Origin of the sequence: Actinomadura sp. 3N508, assembly GCF_044326375.1 — a bacterium.
Classification (GTDB): domain Bacteria; phylum Actinomycetota; class Actinomycetes; order Streptosporangiales; family Streptosporangiaceae; genus Spirillospora.
In genome coordinates this window covers 731,012-746,407 of record NZ_JBIRAX010000001.1, presented here as the reverse complement: position 1 = coordinate 746,407, position 15,396 = coordinate 731,012, and the positions used below count along the sequence as shown (strand labels likewise).

Annotated in this window: 12 protein-coding genes; 5 read left to right on the top strand and 7 right to left on the bottom strand. The window is 70.9% G+C overall.

Going from position 1 to position 15,396, the window contains the following annotated elements; translation table 11 throughout:
* Nucleotides 1–1,026: a helix-turn-helix domain-containing protein gene (locus ACH34S_RS03415; protein WP_395950883.1), complete on the bottom strand. Its 1,026-nt coding sequence runs from the start codon at nucleotides 1,024–1,026 to the stop codon at nucleotides 1–3.
* Between the two features lie 296 nt (nucleotides 1,027–1,322).
* Nucleotides 1,323–2,090: an SDR family oxidoreductase gene (locus ACH34S_RS03410; RefSeq protein ID WP_395950882.1), complete on the bottom strand. Its 768-nt coding sequence runs from the start codon at nucleotides 2,088–2,090 to the stop codon at nucleotides 1,323–1,325.
* 94 nt (nucleotides 2,091–2,184) lie between these two features.
* Between ACH34S_RS03410 and ACH34S_RS03405 the strand changes: the two genes are divergently transcribed.
* Nucleotides 2,185–3,042, top strand: a complete 858-nt coding sequence (locus tag ACH34S_RS03405) for a sigma-70 family RNA polymerase sigma factor (RefSeq protein WP_395950881.1) — start codon at nucleotides 2,185–2,187, stop codon at nucleotides 3,040–3,042.
* Nucleotides 3,043–3,116: 74 nt separating this feature from the next.
* Here ACH34S_RS03405 and ACH34S_RS03400 read toward each other — a convergent pair whose 3' ends face one another.
* The 5 genes from ACH34S_RS03400 to ACH34S_RS03380 form a co-directional block, all read right to left on the bottom strand.
* Nucleotides 3,117–4,757 (bottom strand): amidase, encoded by a 1,641-nt coding sequence (locus ACH34S_RS03400; RefSeq protein WP_395950880.1) that lies wholly within the window; start codon nucleotides 4,755–4,757, stop codon nucleotides 3,117–3,119.
* A gap of 235 nt (nucleotides 4,758–4,992) precedes the next feature.
* Nucleotides 4,993–5,922: a peptidase inhibitor family I36 protein gene (locus ACH34S_RS03395; protein WP_395950879.1), complete on the bottom strand. Its 930-nt coding sequence runs from the start codon at nucleotides 5,920–5,922 to the stop codon at nucleotides 4,993–4,995.
* Nucleotides 5,923–5,984: 62 nt separating this feature from the next.
* The gene (locus ACH34S_RS03390) at nucleotides 5,985–6,845 is read right to left on the bottom strand and encodes a peptidoglycan-binding protein (protein ID WP_395950878.1); all 861 of its coding nucleotides are present in this window, start codon (nucleotides 6,843–6,845) and stop codon (nucleotides 5,985–5,987) included.
* A 159-nt stretch (nucleotides 6,846–7,004) separates the two neighbouring features.
* A complete protein-coding gene (locus ACH34S_RS03385) occupies nucleotides 7,005–7,418 on the bottom strand; it encodes a hypothetical protein (protein WP_395950877.1) in 414 nt (137 codons plus the stop codon).
* Nucleotides 7,419–7,540: 122 nt separating this feature from the next.
* Complete coding sequence (locus tag ACH34S_RS03380; protein ID WP_395950876.1) at nucleotides 7,541–8,524, bottom strand: NBR1-Ig-like domain-containing protein; 984 nt, start codon at nucleotides 8,522–8,524, stop codon at nucleotides 7,541–7,543.
* A 698-nt stretch (nucleotides 8,525–9,222) separates the two neighbouring features.
* Here ACH34S_RS03380 and ACH34S_RS03375 point away from each other — a divergent pair.
* The 4 genes from ACH34S_RS03375 (at nucleotide 9,223) to ACH34S_RS03360 (ending at nucleotide 15,366) form a co-directional block, all read left to right on the top strand.
* Entirely contained in the window at nucleotides 9,223–12,099 is a 2,877-nt protein-coding gene (locus ACH34S_RS03375) for a family 20 glycosylhydrolase (RefSeq protein WP_395950875.1), read from the top strand.
* Nucleotides 12,100–12,635: 536 nt separating this feature from the next.
* Nucleotides 12,636–13,289 (top strand): DUF4360 domain-containing protein, encoded by a 654-nt coding sequence (locus ACH34S_RS03370; RefSeq protein ID WP_395950874.1) that lies wholly within the window; start codon nucleotides 12,636–12,638, stop codon nucleotides 13,287–13,289.
* A gap of 707 nt (nucleotides 13,290–13,996) precedes the next feature.
* Nucleotides 13,997–14,542 carry an RNA polymerase sigma factor gene (locus ACH34S_RS03365; RefSeq protein WP_395950873.1) on the top strand — a complete coding sequence of 182 codons (546 nt, stop codon included), beginning with the start codon at nucleotides 13,997–13,999 and terminating at the stop codon, nucleotides 14,540–14,542.
* Complete coding sequence (locus ACH34S_RS03360; RefSeq protein WP_395950872.1) at nucleotides 14,539–15,366, top strand: maleylpyruvate isomerase family mycothiol-dependent enzyme; 828 nt, start codon at nucleotides 14,539–14,541, stop codon at nucleotides 15,364–15,366. Before ACH34S_RS03365 ends, ACH34S_RS03360 begins: the two co-directional genes overlap by 4 nt.
* Nucleotides 15,367–15,396: the final 30 nt, after the last annotated feature.

Below are 15,396 nucleotides of genomic sequence, written 5' to 3'. Positions count from 1 at the left end.
TCAGGTTCGGCCGGCCCGGTCGCCCCGTGACGACGTCCGGAGCGCGGCCGGGCCGAAGCCGTACCATCGGTGGACGGCCCGGCGCAGTGCGCGCGGATCGGAGTAGCCGGCCCGTGCGGAGATCGCCTCCAGGGTCATCGATGTTTCCCGCAACAGGTGCTCCACTCGCTGCCGCCGGAACCGTTCCAGTTCGTCGCGCCAGCTCGTGCCCTCGTCGCTGAGGCGGCGTTGCAGTGTTCGCGGCCCCATCGCGAGCCGTCGCGCCACGTCGGCCAGCTCGGGTGGTCCCGCTCCGACCGCGTCCTCCAGCGCGAGGTGGAACCGGCCGAGCCAGTCCAGGACCGGGCGGGCGGTGGCGACCGTGACCCGCGCGTGCTCGTCCAGGATCGCCGCCAGAGCCGGGTCCGCCCCAGGGAGCGGCGCGTCGGCGTCGGCCTCCGAGAACGTCACCGCCGGCGGGCCCGCCTCGAATTCGATCTGCCGGGTCCCGTACACGTCGGTCAGCAGGTCGTGCTGGGGCGGCGCGCGGTGGGGCAGCCGTACCCGCACCGGGACCAGCCGGCGTCCGGCGCCCGAGCCCGCCGCGCCGAGCAGCATGGCCGGCACGAACTCCGCGATCAGCGGGAACGACGGATGCTCCCGGTACGGCCCGTGCCAGGTGACCGTGACGCCGTCGCCGTCGCGGGTGACGCCGAGGGAGTCGGCTGGGTCGGCGATGGTCGCGAAATGGCGGCCACAGGCGTGCAACGCGTCGTGGAGCGTGTCGGCGGCGGTGAACAGGTAGTCCCACACACCGAGCCGGCCGGGCCGCCACAGCTCCATCACCCGCGCCCCACCGCCCGCCTCCGCCATCGGCCCGGAGATCGCCTCCCACACGCGCAGGAGGGTCGCCGTGGGGATCCGGACATGCTCCTCATCCACCACGGTCAGGCCGGGGACGCGGCCGAGCTGTGACCGGTGCACCCCCGACCGCCGGCCCGCCTCAAGCAGCATCCGCGTGAGATGCGGCGAGACACCGTGCAACATCCGGTCCATCCCTGTTCGCTGCCCCCTGCCAAGCGTCCAGCCTTCCATGATCAGGACCGGCGACCCGCTGGTGAGGTCCCCGTCTCGGCGGGCGCCGGTGCATCGTTCTTCGCATGAGCAAGTCGCGTCCACGGGTCGGGGGCGTCGAGCGGCTCTTGGGGCCCGCTGGTCCCGGCTCTCGCCGGCCGCCATCACCTCGTCGCCCCCCGGTCGATCCGGAGGTCGCCCACACCTGGCGGCGCGCCATGGCTCGCGATCGACGACGTCGCGTGGCCGGCTTCATCCCGGACGGGCATCTAGGAGCCCGCGGTCTGGGCGGCCAGGAACTCCTCCCAGGTGTGGCTGCCGGCGGGCGCGTCCAGGCTGAGGTTGGCTCCCGACCGGTAGGCCTTGCCGATCTTGCCGGGGACGCGGACCGGGAGCCTCATCCGGCGCTTGCCCACCGCGGCGAGGTAGCCGCGCTGGAGCTCCTCCAGGGTGTAGACGCGCGGTCCGACCAGGTCGGGGACGCGCCCCGACGGAGCGCCCAGGGTCAGCTCGGCCAGCCGGGCCGCCACATCGCCGGACGCGACCGGCTGCCAGCGGATCCCGCCGGGCGCCGGCAGGACCGGCGCCTTCGCCATCGCCCGCACGGTCTTCAGCGTCAGCTCGTGGAACTGCGCGGCACGCAGGATCGTGTACGGGATGCCGGAGGCGGCCACGATCTTCTCTGCCGCCGCCTTCCGGGCGAAGTAGCCGACCGGTACGGCGTCGGCACCGACGACCGAGATCAGCAGCAGGTGTTCCACGGAGCCGGCGCGCTGGGCGGCCTGGACCAGGTTGCGGGTGCTGACGTCATCGCCCTTGGGGCCTCCGGCCAGGTGCAGCACGGTCGACACACCGTTGAGCGCCGCGTCCAGGCCCTGGCCGGTCATCAGGTCGACGGCGACGTACTGCACGCCGTCCCCGGGTTCGCGGTCGTGCCGGCTCAGCACCCGGATCGTGTGCCCGGCCCGCCGCAGGAGCGGAACCACCTGCGCGCCCAGGAGTCCCGTGCCGCCGGTGACCAGGATGGTGGAGGACATTGGTCGATCTCCCTCTTGTAGGTTTGACGCTGTAACAGGGCTACGACCCGGGCAAACGCAGGAATGTGACAGGGTGACCCAAGATTTTTCGGCGTTGGACGGCTTCGAGGCCGAGCGTCCCCGGCTGCGGGCGCTGGCCTACCGGATGCTGGGCTCCGCCGCCGAGGCCGACGACGCGGTCCAGGAGGTCTGGCTGCGGTATGACCGCACCGACCTGGCACAGGTGGAGAACCTGGCCGCGTGGCTGACCACGGTGGTCACCCGGGTCTGCCTCAACCTGCTGCGGGCGCGGCAGACCCGGCGCGAGGAGTCGCTGGAGAGCTTCACCTCCGACTGGCTCGGCGCGGTCGACCACGACCGCCTCCCGCAGGAGGAAGCCGAGCTGGCCGACTCGATCGGGCTGGCGCTGCTGGTCGTCCTCGACCGGCTGAGCCCGGCGGAGCGGGTCGCGTTCGTCCTGCACGACATGTTCGACGTGGGCTTCGGCGACATCGCGCACATGATGGAGCGCAACCCCGCCGCGGTGCGGCAGCTGGCCAGCCGGGCCCGCGCCAAGGTCCGGGGCGGCGCCGGAACGGAGACCGCGGACGCGGCCCGCCGCCATCAAGCGGTCCAGGCGTACCTGACGGCGACCCGGACCGGAGACTTCGAGGCGCTGCTGACCCTGCTCGATCCCCAGGTCGAGTTGCGCGCCGGTCCGGAGGTCACCGGCGCCGCCGGACCTCTCACCCTCCAAGGCGCCCTGGTCGTGGCCAAGAGCGCCGTCGCCTCGTCGGCCCGCGCGCGCTACACCGTCCCGGCCCTGGTGGACGGCGGCCCGGCGCTGGTCATGGCCCCGCTCGGCCGGCTCTCCCTGGTCATCCAGTTCACCTTCACCGGCTCCACGATCACCGCCATCGACATCACCGCAGCCCCGAGCCGCCTCCGCGCCTTCGACATCACCCTGGACTGACGCACGTCGACCCGCCCCGGCAACTAGCGCGCGGCTTTGTTCGGTGTGGGCAACTCGGTCAACTCGGCGGTGGGTCAGTTCAGGGGCGGGGTGCTTGCCGGTGGTCGTCGGTGCTGTGTCGCCTGCTGGTAGTCGAAGGCGAGCCCGAGCAGTGTCGGCTCGCTGAACGGACGTCCCAGCAGTTCGACTCCTACCGGCATGCCGCCGGGTGTGAAGCCGGCCGGGATCGTCAGGGCGGGGAACCCGGTGTTGGCGGCGAGGGCGCAGATCCTGAGGCCCACCTGAGGCTGCCCGATCGGCGCGGCTTCCTGCGAGACCGCCGGGTAGACCAGTGCGTCCAGATCGTGGTGCTTCATCAGGTTGTGGAGCAGCTGTTGCGCCTCCAGGCGGCGGACCAGCTTTTGGCGGTAGGCGTCCTGCGGGCCGGTCGAGGTGCCGAGCCGTTCCTTGAGCCGCGTCAGGACGGTGGGCGTCACCTGGCCGGAGGTGACGATGTCGGCCAGCGTCACGATGTCGGACGGGGGCTCCAGCCGGGCCAGCGAGCGGGGGAATCGTGAGCCCGGCGCCGCCAGGTAGCGGTTGAGGTCGCGCTCCATCTCGTCGACGAACACCCAGGAGGCGTCGACCGCCGACATCAGCGCGGGTTGGGCGGGCACATCGACGATGGTCGCGCCCTGCGAGGCCATGTCCCTGGTGGCCGCCCGGACCAGCGCCGTCGTCGCCTGCGCGGGCGCCGAGGTGCTCAGGTAGTCGGTGAACACGCCGATGCGGGCGTTGACCAGGGCGGTGTCGTTCAGAGCTGTGGTGTAGGTGCGGGGGATCCGTCCGATGGACGCCTTGGTGGACGGGTCGTCCGGGTCGTACCCGGCGGTGGCGTCCAGGATCAGCGCGATGTCGCTCACCGACTTGGCCATGGGGCCGCCGGTGTCCTGGGTGTCGGAGAGCGGCGCGATGCCGTCCCGGCTGGACAGGCCCTGGCTCGGCCGCAACCCGACCAGGCTGTTGTGCGCCGCCGGGCTGCGGATGGAGCCGCAGGTGTCCGAGCCGAGGCCGGCCGCGCCGAAACCGGCCGCGACACCGGCGCCCGTGCCGCCGCTGGACCCGCCAGGGTTGCGGGCCTGGTCGTAGGGGTTGCGGGTCTGCCCGCCGAGCGAGCTGATGGTCTCGACGCCGGAGGCGAACTCGTGCAGGTTGGTCTTGGCGACGACGATCGCCCCGGCCGCGCGCAGCCGCGCGACCTGCTCGGCGTCGTCGGCGGTGCGCCAGTGCCTGAGCGCGAGCGAGCCGTTGGTCGTGGGCAGGTCCGCGGTGTCGTAGTTGTCCTTGATCAGGAGCGGGATGCCGTGCAGCGGCCCGCGGACGCGGCCCTTCCGGCGTTCGGCGTCGAGCCGGGCGGCATCGGCGACCGCCGTCGGGTCCCTGCGGATGACCGCGTTGACACCGGGCTGGTCGGCGTACGCCCGCTCGTAGGCATCGATGCGTGCTTGGTATGCCTTGACCATCTGGACCGAGGTGACCCGGCCGCTCGCCAGCAGTCCGCGTAACTTGGTGGCGTCCATTTCCACGACCCACTCGGCGATGCCGGCCGGTGCAGCCCGATCGCCCGTGTCGCCGAGCGCGGCGCCGTTCGCGCTGATCACGGGCGCCGTCAGGACGCCGATTCCGGCCACCAGGGCCGCTGCTCGGGTACGCAGGTTCCGCCTTCGCCTTGCCATATCGGCCTCCTCGTCGCCGCCTTGAGTATGGCCCGGGACGCCACAGCGACCACCCGCTAAACGACGTATGGCGATCGGGGTGGTGTTATCCAGTTCGAGACCTCTGGTGAGGGGCCCTGACTTCACGTGGCTCCCCCGGCTGGTCCGTCCGCATGGCGAGCGAGAAGGGTGTCCGGTGCGGCGGTCACGGTGTGAACGCGCGCTCCGGACACCCCTGGTCAGACGTTCTCCGGGGTCAGGACTGGAGAGCGATCGACCTGTAGTAGTGCTTCAGGATTCTGGAGTAGGTCCAGCCGGCGTTGGCCTTGTCGCGAGAGCCGTACTGCGACATCCAGTCGCCGTCGACCCAGGCGCCGCACGCCGTCGTGTTCTGGCAGTAGTGCGCCTCGAGGATCTTCCCGCCGCGGGTCATGCGGGTGCCCCACGTCGCGTCCACCGCGGCGCTCGTCGCGGCGGTCGCGGAGCCGGGCTTGTACACCTGGCTCGACGTGCTGTCGTAGACGTCGAAGCAGGCGCCCCATGACGTCTTGCGCGTCGAGTGCAGGGCCCAGTACCAGCCGAAGTTCTTCACGGCCATCGCCCCGGCCCGCAGGGACTCCCGCGGCCAGCTCGGGATCCACTCGTTGGGCAGGACGTTCTTGACGTAGGTCTTGAACGCCACCCGCTCCACGCGACCGGCGGACACCCGGTACACGAGGATCGACGAGGGAAGCTTGCTGTGCGTGCCGTCGGTCTTGCACTGCGTCGTCCCGGTGAGGAACCGGTGCGAGGCGTTCTGGTTCTTCAGGGTGGAGTTCAGGTTGCCCTTGGCCCCGGCCTTGAAGTCCTGGTACGAGCCGCCGTAGTTGCTGTTGAAGTACACCCGGACGGTCTTGCTACTGCGGTTCCAGACCGACGCGGCATTGTTCTTGACGCATTTGCCCTTGCCGTTGCCGGCGCCCTTGAAGTCGTAGCAGGAGGGCTGCTCGGTGCCGTAGTCGGCGACCGAACTGGTGAAGTCCGAGATCGACCCGGCGTTGCCGCTGTTGTAGTAGTAGCAGAACTCGCCGCTGTCGCATTTGCCGTCGCGGGCCGCCGCCGAAGCGGGCGACACGGTGGCGAGCATCGTCCCGCCGATCGCGGCCGTGGCGGCCGTCACGGTGAGGACCTTGTTGAGCTTTCCCATTGCCGTGCTCCTTTTCCTCTTGCTTTTTCTCAGCGGGGTCTTGGATTTCCGGATCGGTCAGGTCAGCGGCGCTGGTACTCCTCCCAGGTGCGGATGGGCACCTTCGGCCCGTCGTCCGGGCCGCGGCCGGCGAGCCCGTTCAGGCCGAGGTAGTAGTCGCCGGTCTGGTGCTGGGCCTGGGCGGACAGGTCGGTGTCGCTGATGGCGGCGGCGTGGATGTGCCACGGCCAGTCGCCCTGCCGGGGGCTGCGCACCCAGGCCGCGAAACCGACGCGGCGCAGCGCGCGGGCGGCCGACTCGCGGGTGGCCGCGCTCATCCCCTTGACCGAGATGTCGACGACGCCCCCGCCGTCGTGGGTGCCTGCGGACGTGGGGTCGCCACCGGGGTTGTAGGAGCCCTGCTCCAGCACGAGGTCGCGGCCGAGCAGCCGCTCCGCCTCGGCGAGCATGCTGCGGGTGCGGGTGTTGAGGACGAAGCCGCCCTCCACGGTCACCCGGCTTCCCGGCGTGATGACGCGGGTGACGGTGAACCGGCCGGCGCCGAGCTTGGCGAGCGAGGTCTTGCCCGGCATGCCGTTGGCGTCCAGGCCGGTGTAGCCGAGGGACTTCTGGAACTTCGCGTAGGCGGTGACCGTGGTGGTGCCGAAGTAGCCGTCCACCCACTTCTTGTCGAGCAGCCTCCGGTCGCGCAGCGCCTGCTCGACGAGGAGCACGCCGGCCTTGGCGCCGGGGGTCAGCGTGTCGTCCGGCCGGCGCGGGTCGATCTGCGCGGCCTTGACGAGCGCTTCCATGTTCACGCTCGGCAGGGCCCGGACGCCGGCCGCCGGAGCCGCGGCCTGCGCCGCCGACGTCGCGGACACCACGGTCAAGGGGGTGATCAGTGCCGTCGCCACGAGGGCGCCGGCGTATGCGGGCAGCTTCATCGTTCTCCCGTCTCTGCTGGGGTGTCGGGCGGGCTTCCGCGCAGGCTTCCGCCCAGGGGCGTACGCCGCCTGACAGGTGGGTGATGGGTGGTGGAACGCCGCGGTGGGCGGATCGAGCCGTGGCGGGACGGTCTCAGCCGTCCCGGCCGCGCGCCGCCGTCAGCAGCGCTCGCCGGTCATGGCGCGGGGGCCGTTCGGGATCCAGCCGGCCGCCTGGGTGCAGTGCGCCAGCGTGTTGGCACCGAGGGACCAGATCTCCTTTTTCTGGGTCCGGCACTGGGTGCCCTGAAGGGTGCGGTTGGAATTGTCGGCGACCGCGACGCAGGCGTTCCAGGTGCGGTGCGAACTGCGGTAGCCGGCCCAGACGAAGAGATAGGCCCAGTTCTTTCCGCATCCCTTGAACTGCTTCACCGATGCGAAAGTCTGTCCATCGTGACGAATGTGGGCGGTCGATCCGATCTGGACGGCGCTGCCGCAGCCGGGTGGGGTCTCGGCGTGTGCGACGGCCGGAATCGCGACCATCGCCGGTACCGCGAGAAGCGCGGCGAGCGTCCCCTTGGCGATGCTCATCATCGTCGCATCCCCCTCGTGTCACTGCCCGCCGGAGTGCGGGCAGTGACCACCATGCCGAGGGGGTGCGGCTGTCAGGTACCCCGTGTGACAGGTTCTGACATGCTCTTACACGGCCGGCCGCGCTACCTGCGGACGTTCACCACGAAGTAGATGGGACGCGCGCCGGGCAGGAGCTGGCGCCCGCTGCCGTCGACCATCTTCCAGCCGACCCAGCACGATCCGGGAGAGGACGGAGCGGTGACGCGAACGCTGACCCGTACCCGGGCGCCCGGCTCGGTATCGGGAATCGGGACCTTTCCCGGAGTCATGCACGTGCCGTTGTCGGCGGGCAGCGTGGCGCGTGCCAGAAAGCGCCCGCGCCACGGAACGGTGCCCGCGTTGGCGATTTCCCAGGTCTTGGTGAATTGCTGCCCTGCGTTCACCACCATGCCATCGGGAATCGTCACGTCGGCGATGAAGACGCTCCTGTCGCCGGGGACCACCGGGCCGCTCGCCACAACCGGTTGCGGGGCCGCCTTCGCACCGGACTTCGGCTTCCCCTCGCCGTCGTCCTGCAGCATGGACACGCCGACCGCCGCGCCGCCCAGCGCCCCGCAGCCCAGGACGAGCGCGACGGCACGTCGCCGCCTCTTCCGCCGGGCCACGGGCACGGCGATCAGCTCGGCCACCGCCGCAGGGTCGTCCCCGGCGGCCGCCCCGGGAATCCGGGCGATCGGCGCGGTGTCGGCATCTCCGAGCGGGGCCGCCTCGGCGTCCCCGAGCGAAGCGGTGTCGGCCTGCACCAGCGGGGCATCGGCTTGTTCGGCGGCGGCGACAGCGGCAGCGGCGGCGGTGTCGTCCGAACCGAGCGCGGCGCACCAGTACTCGCGCCACTCCTCGACGTCGCCTCCGCACGCTTCGACGAAGGCCTGCGTCGTGATCCAGCTCGGAAACCGCGTTCCCTTGGCCGCCTCGTGCAGCGTCGCGTGGCTGACCGACCGCGACTTGGCCGCCATGACCCGGAACGACGGGTTTCCCGCCTCCGCGCGTAACCGCCGGAGGCGCTCGGCGAAACGGTCCCGGCCTTCCTGACCCCCGGCGGACGACAGCACACCAGACTCACTCATGGTCCACCTCATCAACCCGGTCGGCAGCGCCGAACGTGGACAACCTAACCGAGGGGCGGGTGCCGGCGTGATGCACTCCAACAACTCGGTAGCCATTCATCATTCACCTCAGATAGACCGATCGGCCGAAATGTTCGAGGGTTTCGCGGCGGCACCGCCCCTTCACTCCGCGTGCTCTCGCCATTTGCCTGGATGCTGACGCAATGCTCACCTTTGGGCACATGCCGCGACGCGGTGCTCGCAGGCCGAAGGGCCCCCGGACCTGCGGAACCGTCGGCTGGGAGGTGGGAAATGAACGTTGCGCTTCAGCCATGGACGAACCCGTCCAAGAACGGCACATCACGCGTGAACGTGATCACGACTTGAGTTTTCGACGCCACGGCTCCGCGTTCCGTTCCGCCCGCTCCGTGATCTCTTCGGCGACGAAATCGGGAAGCCCATGGTGGCGATCTCCGGCCACGTGCCGCCGAACCGGCCATGCATCAGCGAGCCCGGCCTGCGGCAGCGGCCCGCGGGGCTTGGCGGTGGTCCACGGAACTGTGCGCGCGACCTGCGCGGTCGCCTCCGGTCACCTGCCGACCGGCCGGTTGTCTCGGTTGCTGAGCCAACCGACCGGCGGGCTATTGCCAAGATCCACAGCGCTCGGTTACATTCCCGGCTGTCTGCCCGTTTTTGCGTACTTTTGGCGGGGATCGGTCATGTTCAGCCATTTTCTTCGGTCGACGCCTGCCGTTCTGGCGTTCGGTGCCGTCGGTCTTCTCCTCGCGGCGCCCGGCGCCGCCGCCCTCGACCAGCCGCCGCGACCACCGGGCCCGGCCGCCGCGCCGGTCACGGTTCCCGCTCTGCAGGTGTGGCGGCCCGGCGGCCGCGACTTCGTGCTCAAGCCCGGGACCGTCCAGCTCCAGGTGGACCCGCGCGACGCCGATGAACTCGCCGGCGACGCCCGGACGTTCGCCGAAGACCTGGAGGCGCTGAGCGGGCGCAAGGTCCTCGTGCGGGTGACGCCGGACCGGCCAGGGAAGGGCCCCGGCGTCATCAGGATGGCGTTGGAACGTTCCCTCGCAGAGCGCGGGCTCGAGTCCAGCCGGATCGCGGTGGACGGCGACGTCACCATCTCCGGCCCGACCAGCGACGGGGTGTTCGCCGGGACGCGGAGCGTCCTGCAGATGCTCCGCCAGGGGGACCGGATTCCGGGCGGTGTCGCGAACGACTGGCCGGGCTACGGCGAGCGCAGCCTCATGGTCGACAACGGCCGCAAGTACTTCACCCCGGCCTGGGCCAAGCGCGAGATCCGGGAACTGAGCTACCTGAAGTACAACCGGTTCCGCTGGCACATCGCCGACAACGCGGGATTCCGCATCCAGAGCGTCTCCCACCCCGAAGTGGTCTCGCCGGAGCACTGGACCAAGCGGGAAGTGCGCGACCTGCTCGCGTACGCGAAGAAGTACCACATCGAGGTCATCCCGGAAATCGACATGCCCGGGCACATGCAGTACGCGCTGCGCACGCACCCCGATCTGCAGATCGTGGACGCCAACGGCAACCGGAACGCCAACAACCTCGACCCGACCAATCCCGCGGCGCGCACGTTCGCCAAGGAGATCCTGGACGAGCTCATCCCGCTGTTCCCCGGCCGCTCCTTCCACACCGGCGGCGACGAGTACACCGGCGACTGGACGAAGTATCCGGTGCTCACCAAATGGGCCCAGGCGAAATACGGACCGGACGCCAACGCCCAGGACGCGGTGCTCGACTTCACCAACCACCTGAACTCGATCGTCAGATCGCACGGCAAGACCATGCGGATCTGGAACGACGGCGCCCAGGGCGGCGTCAAGGTGCAGGCCGACCGGAACATCGTCCTGGAGTACTGGTCCACCCAGCACGGCGGCGTGCTCGCCCAGGAATTCCTCGACCAGGGCTTCCAGATCATCAACGCGAACCGCGACTTCCTGTACGACGTCCCCGGCATGACCCCGACCTGGAACAACGTGGACCCGCGGAAGCTCTACGACTCGTGGAACATGACCGACTACCACGACTGGATCGGCCCGAACACCACGCAGCCGCATGCCAAGGGCGTCCTGGGCGGCCAATTGCACGTGTGGAACGACAGCCCGTCCGCCGCCACCGAGGAACAGGAGGCCGGACGTCTCGACATGCCGCTGCGGGCGATGAGCCAGGAACTCTGGGAGTCCCCGCTCTCCGGAGGGTGGGACGCGCTGGCCGCCAGGGCGTTCGCCGTGGGCAAGGAACCGCAGTGGCGGCTGCTGGCGGGCTCGACCCAGAACCTGGCGCAGGGCGCGCTCACCTGGTCGTCGGCGCGGGAGCGGCCGGACTGCCACGAGGCCATGCTGGTGGACGGTGACGAGCGGACCCGCTGGTGCGGCCCGAAGACCGCGCCGCAGTCGGTCATCGTCGACCTGGGCCGTCAGGTCGAGCTCGGCACGGTGGCGCTCGCCTGGGAGACCGCGTTCGCGAGCGGGTTCTCGGTCGACGCGTCCAACGACCTGCGCACCTGGCGCACGCTGCACTCGACGACCTCGGGCGACGGCGGGCTCGACGTCCTGCCGGTTACCGGCCAGGGCCGGTACCTGCGGGTCGCGATGACCGAGCGGGGCACCCAGTACGGCTACTCGCTGCGCGAGATCCGGGCGTACGCGAAGGACGCGCTGGTCCCGGCCCAGTTCGGCGTCTCGGTGGACCCGGCGATCGTCCTGCAGAAGCCGGGCGCGACCGCGTCCGGCACGCTGACCGTCACCAACGCCTCGGCCGAGGCGGCGGAGGTGACGTGGACGGCGGACGCCCCCGGCGGAGTCACCGTGACCCCCGCATCGGGACGAATCACCGTGCCCGCCGGCGGCAAGGCCACGGCCGCGGTGAAAGTCAGCGGGGTCACCGAGCCCGGAAATGCGACGGTGCCATTGTCGGTAACGGCGCGCTCGCTGGGGGAGACGGTGCGTCTCGGCGGGGCCGACCTTGTGGTGACGATGCCGTACGGCACGCTGTCCGACGCATTCAACAACGTCAGTGTCACCACCGATGGGAATGTGAACCCGCCGGGTCTCGGCAATGGCTTTGACGGTGCCGGGTCGTCCTACTCGGCCGAGGCGCTCGCCCAGGCCGGGGTGGTCCCGGGAACGCCGTTCACGGTGGGCGGCGTCACCGTGCGCTGGCCGGACGTGCCCGTCGCGACGGCGAACAACCTGGTCGCGAACGGTCAGAGCATCACGCTGAACGGAACCGGCAGCACAATCGGAGTCCTTTCCGTCGCGTCCTACGGGCCTGCCGCCGGCGATTGGACGGTCTGGTATTCGGATGGCACATCCACGAAGGTGCGGCTCTCCACGCCCGACTGGACCAGCGCCCCGCCCTCCGGTTCGACGGTGCTGGCCACGATGAACTACCGGAACAATTCCGCGACGGGACGCACCGAACGGCGCACCCAGCTCTTCTACCAGCGGATCCCGGTCGACCCCGGCAAGACGGTGACGGCCCTGACGGTTCCGGCGGTGTCGGAGTCCGCGGTACGGGGAGCCCCGGCACTACACATTTTCAACATCTCCATGGGTTGACGGACGGTATGACGGCGCACGCCCACCTCCCGCTTGCCAGGCGGGGGGTGGGCGTGGCCTATTTCGGCCGGTCGTGGGGGGTAGCGGGCGGTCTTTCATTCGCCACACGCCGTGATCGGCGATTTTCGGGAACGGCGGCGATGGCGGCGGGAGACGGGGCCCCCGGCCGGCCGATCTCCGTGCTGAAAGCGTCTTGATCAGCGCAGACTCGCCCAGGCCCGGGTCCCCGCCGAGCGCCGTGCGCACCCCGACCGGCCGGGGGCCCGGTCACGAGCACGCCCGGCCGCGGCCGCCGGAGGCGGCCTTAAAGAGCTATTCAAAGGCAATGTGAATTGTGAATAAATGGTCAATCGCTAAGTGTTGACGGGTAAGAGGAACAAAGAATACTCTCCGAAACGATTCTCCGAACCGTGAGGATCGCCATTCGGCCCCGGCCGCCATTGTCCGTGTAGTCCGCCGGTCACCGCCGGTGGAATTCGCGTACGACGGCGGCAACCCCCTCCTGAGAGACCCGACCCATGATGAAGATCAGACGTGTGGGGATCCTGGTAGGCGCCGTCGTGCTCCTGCCCGCCCTGGCATCGGTGTCCTACGCCGCCGCCTCCTCCTCCGAGACCACCCCCGACGCAGGCACCCAGTCCGAGCAGGGTTGGGCGCCTCGCGGCGCCACCCTCGAGGTCGCGACCGTCCTCGGTTCGGGCTGCCCGGCCGGCACGGCGAAGGTCACCCCGACCAACGGCGGCAGCGCCTTCACCGTCACCTTCGACAACTACATGGCCTGGGGCGGCGGTGACGCCCCGCCGACGGAGTTCCGGAAGAACTGCCAGCTCAACGTCAAGGTCGGCGCCCCCGAGGGCTGGACGTGGGCGCCCGTCGGGATCTCCTCCCGCGGCTTCGCGCACGTGCAGGAAGGAGCCTCCGCCGTCCGGCGGACGAGCTACTACATCCAGGGCAGCTCCGAGACGCGGGCGGTGACGCACACGATCGAGGGCCCGTCCAACCGCGCCTGGCGGTTCAACGACCGGATCCCGCGGGACGAGCTCGTCTACAAGGCGTGCGGCGAGGACCGCAACCTGAACATCAACACCGAAGTGCGGGTCAACGCGGGCGGTTCCGAGGAGCCCAGCTTCATCGCTGTGGAATCCGTCAACGCCAACGCGAACTACCACCTTGCCTGGAAGCGTTGCTGACGCGGTGACGCGGTAACGCGGTAACGCGGCGTCGGGCGGCCGGCAGGTGGGGCGCGAGCGCGTCCCTTCTGCCGGCCGCCACGCGTCGCGGCCCTACTCTCCGAGCATGGTCGAGAAGCAGGCGGGGCGAGCCGAGCGGGGCCGCGTTCCGGCATCGGGGTCGGGGCCGGGGCGCAGGCCGGGACGGCCGCGCGAGGAGCGGGTCGCGCCCGCCGTGCTGGACGCGGTGGTGGCGCTGGTCGCCGAACGGGCGTCGCGCAGGTCACCATGGACGCCGTCGCCCAGCGGGCCGGGGTCAGCAAGCCGGCCATCTACCGCCGCCGGCCCACCAGGCAGGACCTGATCATCGCCGCGGCCGAGTCGCGGGTGGGGCCGCTGACCGTCCCCGACCTGGGCGACTTCCGGGCCGAGCTGAGGACGGTGCTCGAATCGCGCGCCCGACATCGCCGCGATGGCGACGCTGGTGGCCGCCGACACCGCCTGACCTGCTGTGAGCCAGATCACATGCCCGGAATTCATCCGGATGTCCGGCCCGTACGAAGGCATGGCGACGAGTGCGATGGAGGGCCGGCGTGGAACGGAGCAACCCGCCGCATGCCGGCGGTACCGCCGTCCGGGCGGCCGGACCCGGCCACCATCCATCCCCGCCATTCGGGCGAACGAACCTCATTTGCGGCAACCATGTCGTCAGGCAGGGAGAAGGTTCGATGGACGGGGACTTCACGCTCAGGCAGCGTCTCGCAGCGGGAGACGACGCGGCCCTTCAGCACACCTACGACCGTTGCTCGTCCCTCGTCTACCGGCTGGCGTTACGGGTCACACGGAGCCGTGAGGCCGCCGAGGAGATCACGCAGGACGTGTTCGTGCACCTGTGGGAGCACCCTTACGCCTTCGACCCGGGCCGGGGGAGCCTGCGGACGTGGCTGGCGCTGCTCGCGCACCGGCGCGCGGTCGACTGGGTCCGCAAGGAGGAACGCAGGCGGCGGCTGCTGGACGCGGTCGGCAACCCGGAACCGGCCGCGACGATCATCGACGTGATCATCGCGGACGAGACGGGGGCGCGGGTGCGGCACGCGGTGGCGGCCCTCCCGCAGCGGCTGCGCGAGGCGATCGAGCTCGCCTACTACCACGGACGGACCTACCGGCAGGCCGCCGCGGAGTTGGGGTTACCGGAGGGCACCGTCAAGTCGCGGATCCGCACCGGGCTGCGCAGCATCGCCGACACCCTGGCCGAGGAAGGGAGCACCCGATGACCGAACCTCCGCTGGACCTGCGTGCGCGCACACTCCGGGCGGCGCTGGCCCGCCGCGCGCCCGCCCGCCCGGCGCCCGGCTTCGCCCGGCCCTACGCCGCGTTCGTCGCGATGCTCGACGCCCTGCTGTCCGACCTGCGCGCCGCCGAGTGGCTGGTGGTCGCGGCCTACGACGAGTGGGACGTCCGCGACCTGGTCGTGCACCTGGCCGCCACCGACGGGCTGCTCCGCGAAGCGCTCGACGGGCGCGGCTCGTCCGCCGGCGAGGTTCTCGACCGGACCCGCGAGGCGATCAGCCGCTGCCCCCCGCCCCAGAACGCGCGCCAAGAGTGGCGGCGCCAGGCGGACGCCCTGTGCGACCGCCTGACCGAGGCCGACACGGGCCGCCGGGTCGAACTGGGCGGCCTGCGGACGCGCCTCGCCGACCGCGTCACGCAACGCGCCTTCGAGACCTGGATCCACGCCGACGACATCGCCCGGGCGACGGGCCGCGATCTGCCGCCGCCGCTTCCCGAGCACCTGTACCCGATCGCCGACCTCGGCGCCCGGAGCCTGCCCAGCGGGCTCGCGCTGACCGGCCGCGCCCATCCCGACCGCATCCTGCGGCTGGTCCTCGACGGCCCGGGCGGCGGGCGGTGGACGATCCCGCTGGGCAAGACGGCGGGCGGCGACGGCCCGTCCGCGCAGGTGCGCATGGACGTCCTCGAATTCTGTTTTCTCACCGGCGGACGCCGCGACCCCGCGTGCGTCCAAGCCGAGACCAGCGGCGACCAGGCCGTCGCGCACGACGTCCTGATCGCAGCCTCGGCCTTCTCCGGCCCCTGACCTCGCACGCCCCCGAGCGGATCCCAGAAC

Bases quoted from the DNA above. Each gene is read 5' to 3' on its own strand.
- ACH34S_RS03400 (WP_395950880.1), bottom strand. From the start codon at position 4,757: ATGGCAAGGCGAAGGCGGAACCTGCGTACCCGAGCAGCGGCCCTGGTG.
- ACH34S_RS03390 (WP_395950878.1), bottom strand. From the start codon at position 6,845: ATGAAGCTGCCCGCATACGCCGGCGCCCTCGTGGCGACGGCACTGATC.
- ACH34S_RS03380 (WP_395950876.1), bottom strand. From the start codon at position 8,524: ATGAGTGAGTCTGGTGTGCTGTCGTCCGCCGGGGGTCAGGAAGGCCGG.
- ACH34S_RS03385 (WP_395950877.1), bottom strand. From the start codon at position 7,418: ATGATGAGCATCGCCAAGGGGACGCTCGCCGCGCTTCTCGCGGTACCG.
- ACH34S_RS03415 (WP_395950883.1), bottom strand. From the start codon at position 1,026: ATGTTGCACGGTGTCTCGCCGCATCTCACGCGGATGCTGCTTGAGGCG.
- ACH34S_RS03395 (WP_395950879.1), bottom strand. From the start codon at position 5,922: ATGGGAAAGCTCAACAAGGTCCTCACCGTGACGGCCGCCACGGCCGCG.
- ACH34S_RS03410 (WP_395950882.1), bottom strand. From the start codon at position 2,090: ATGTCCTCCACCATCCTGGTCACCGGCGGCACGGGACTCCTGGGCGCG.
- ACH34S_RS03365 (WP_395950873.1), top strand. From the start codon at position 13,997: ATGGACGGGGACTTCACGCTCAGGCAGCGTCTCGCAGCGGGAGACGAC.
- ACH34S_RS03375 (WP_395950875.1), top strand. From the start codon at position 9,223: ATGTTCAGCCATTTTCTTCGGTCGACGCCTGCCGTTCTGGCGTTCGGT.
- ACH34S_RS03360 (WP_395950872.1), top strand. From the start codon at position 14,539: ATGACCGAACCTCCGCTGGACCTGCGTGCGCGCACACTCCGGGCGGCG.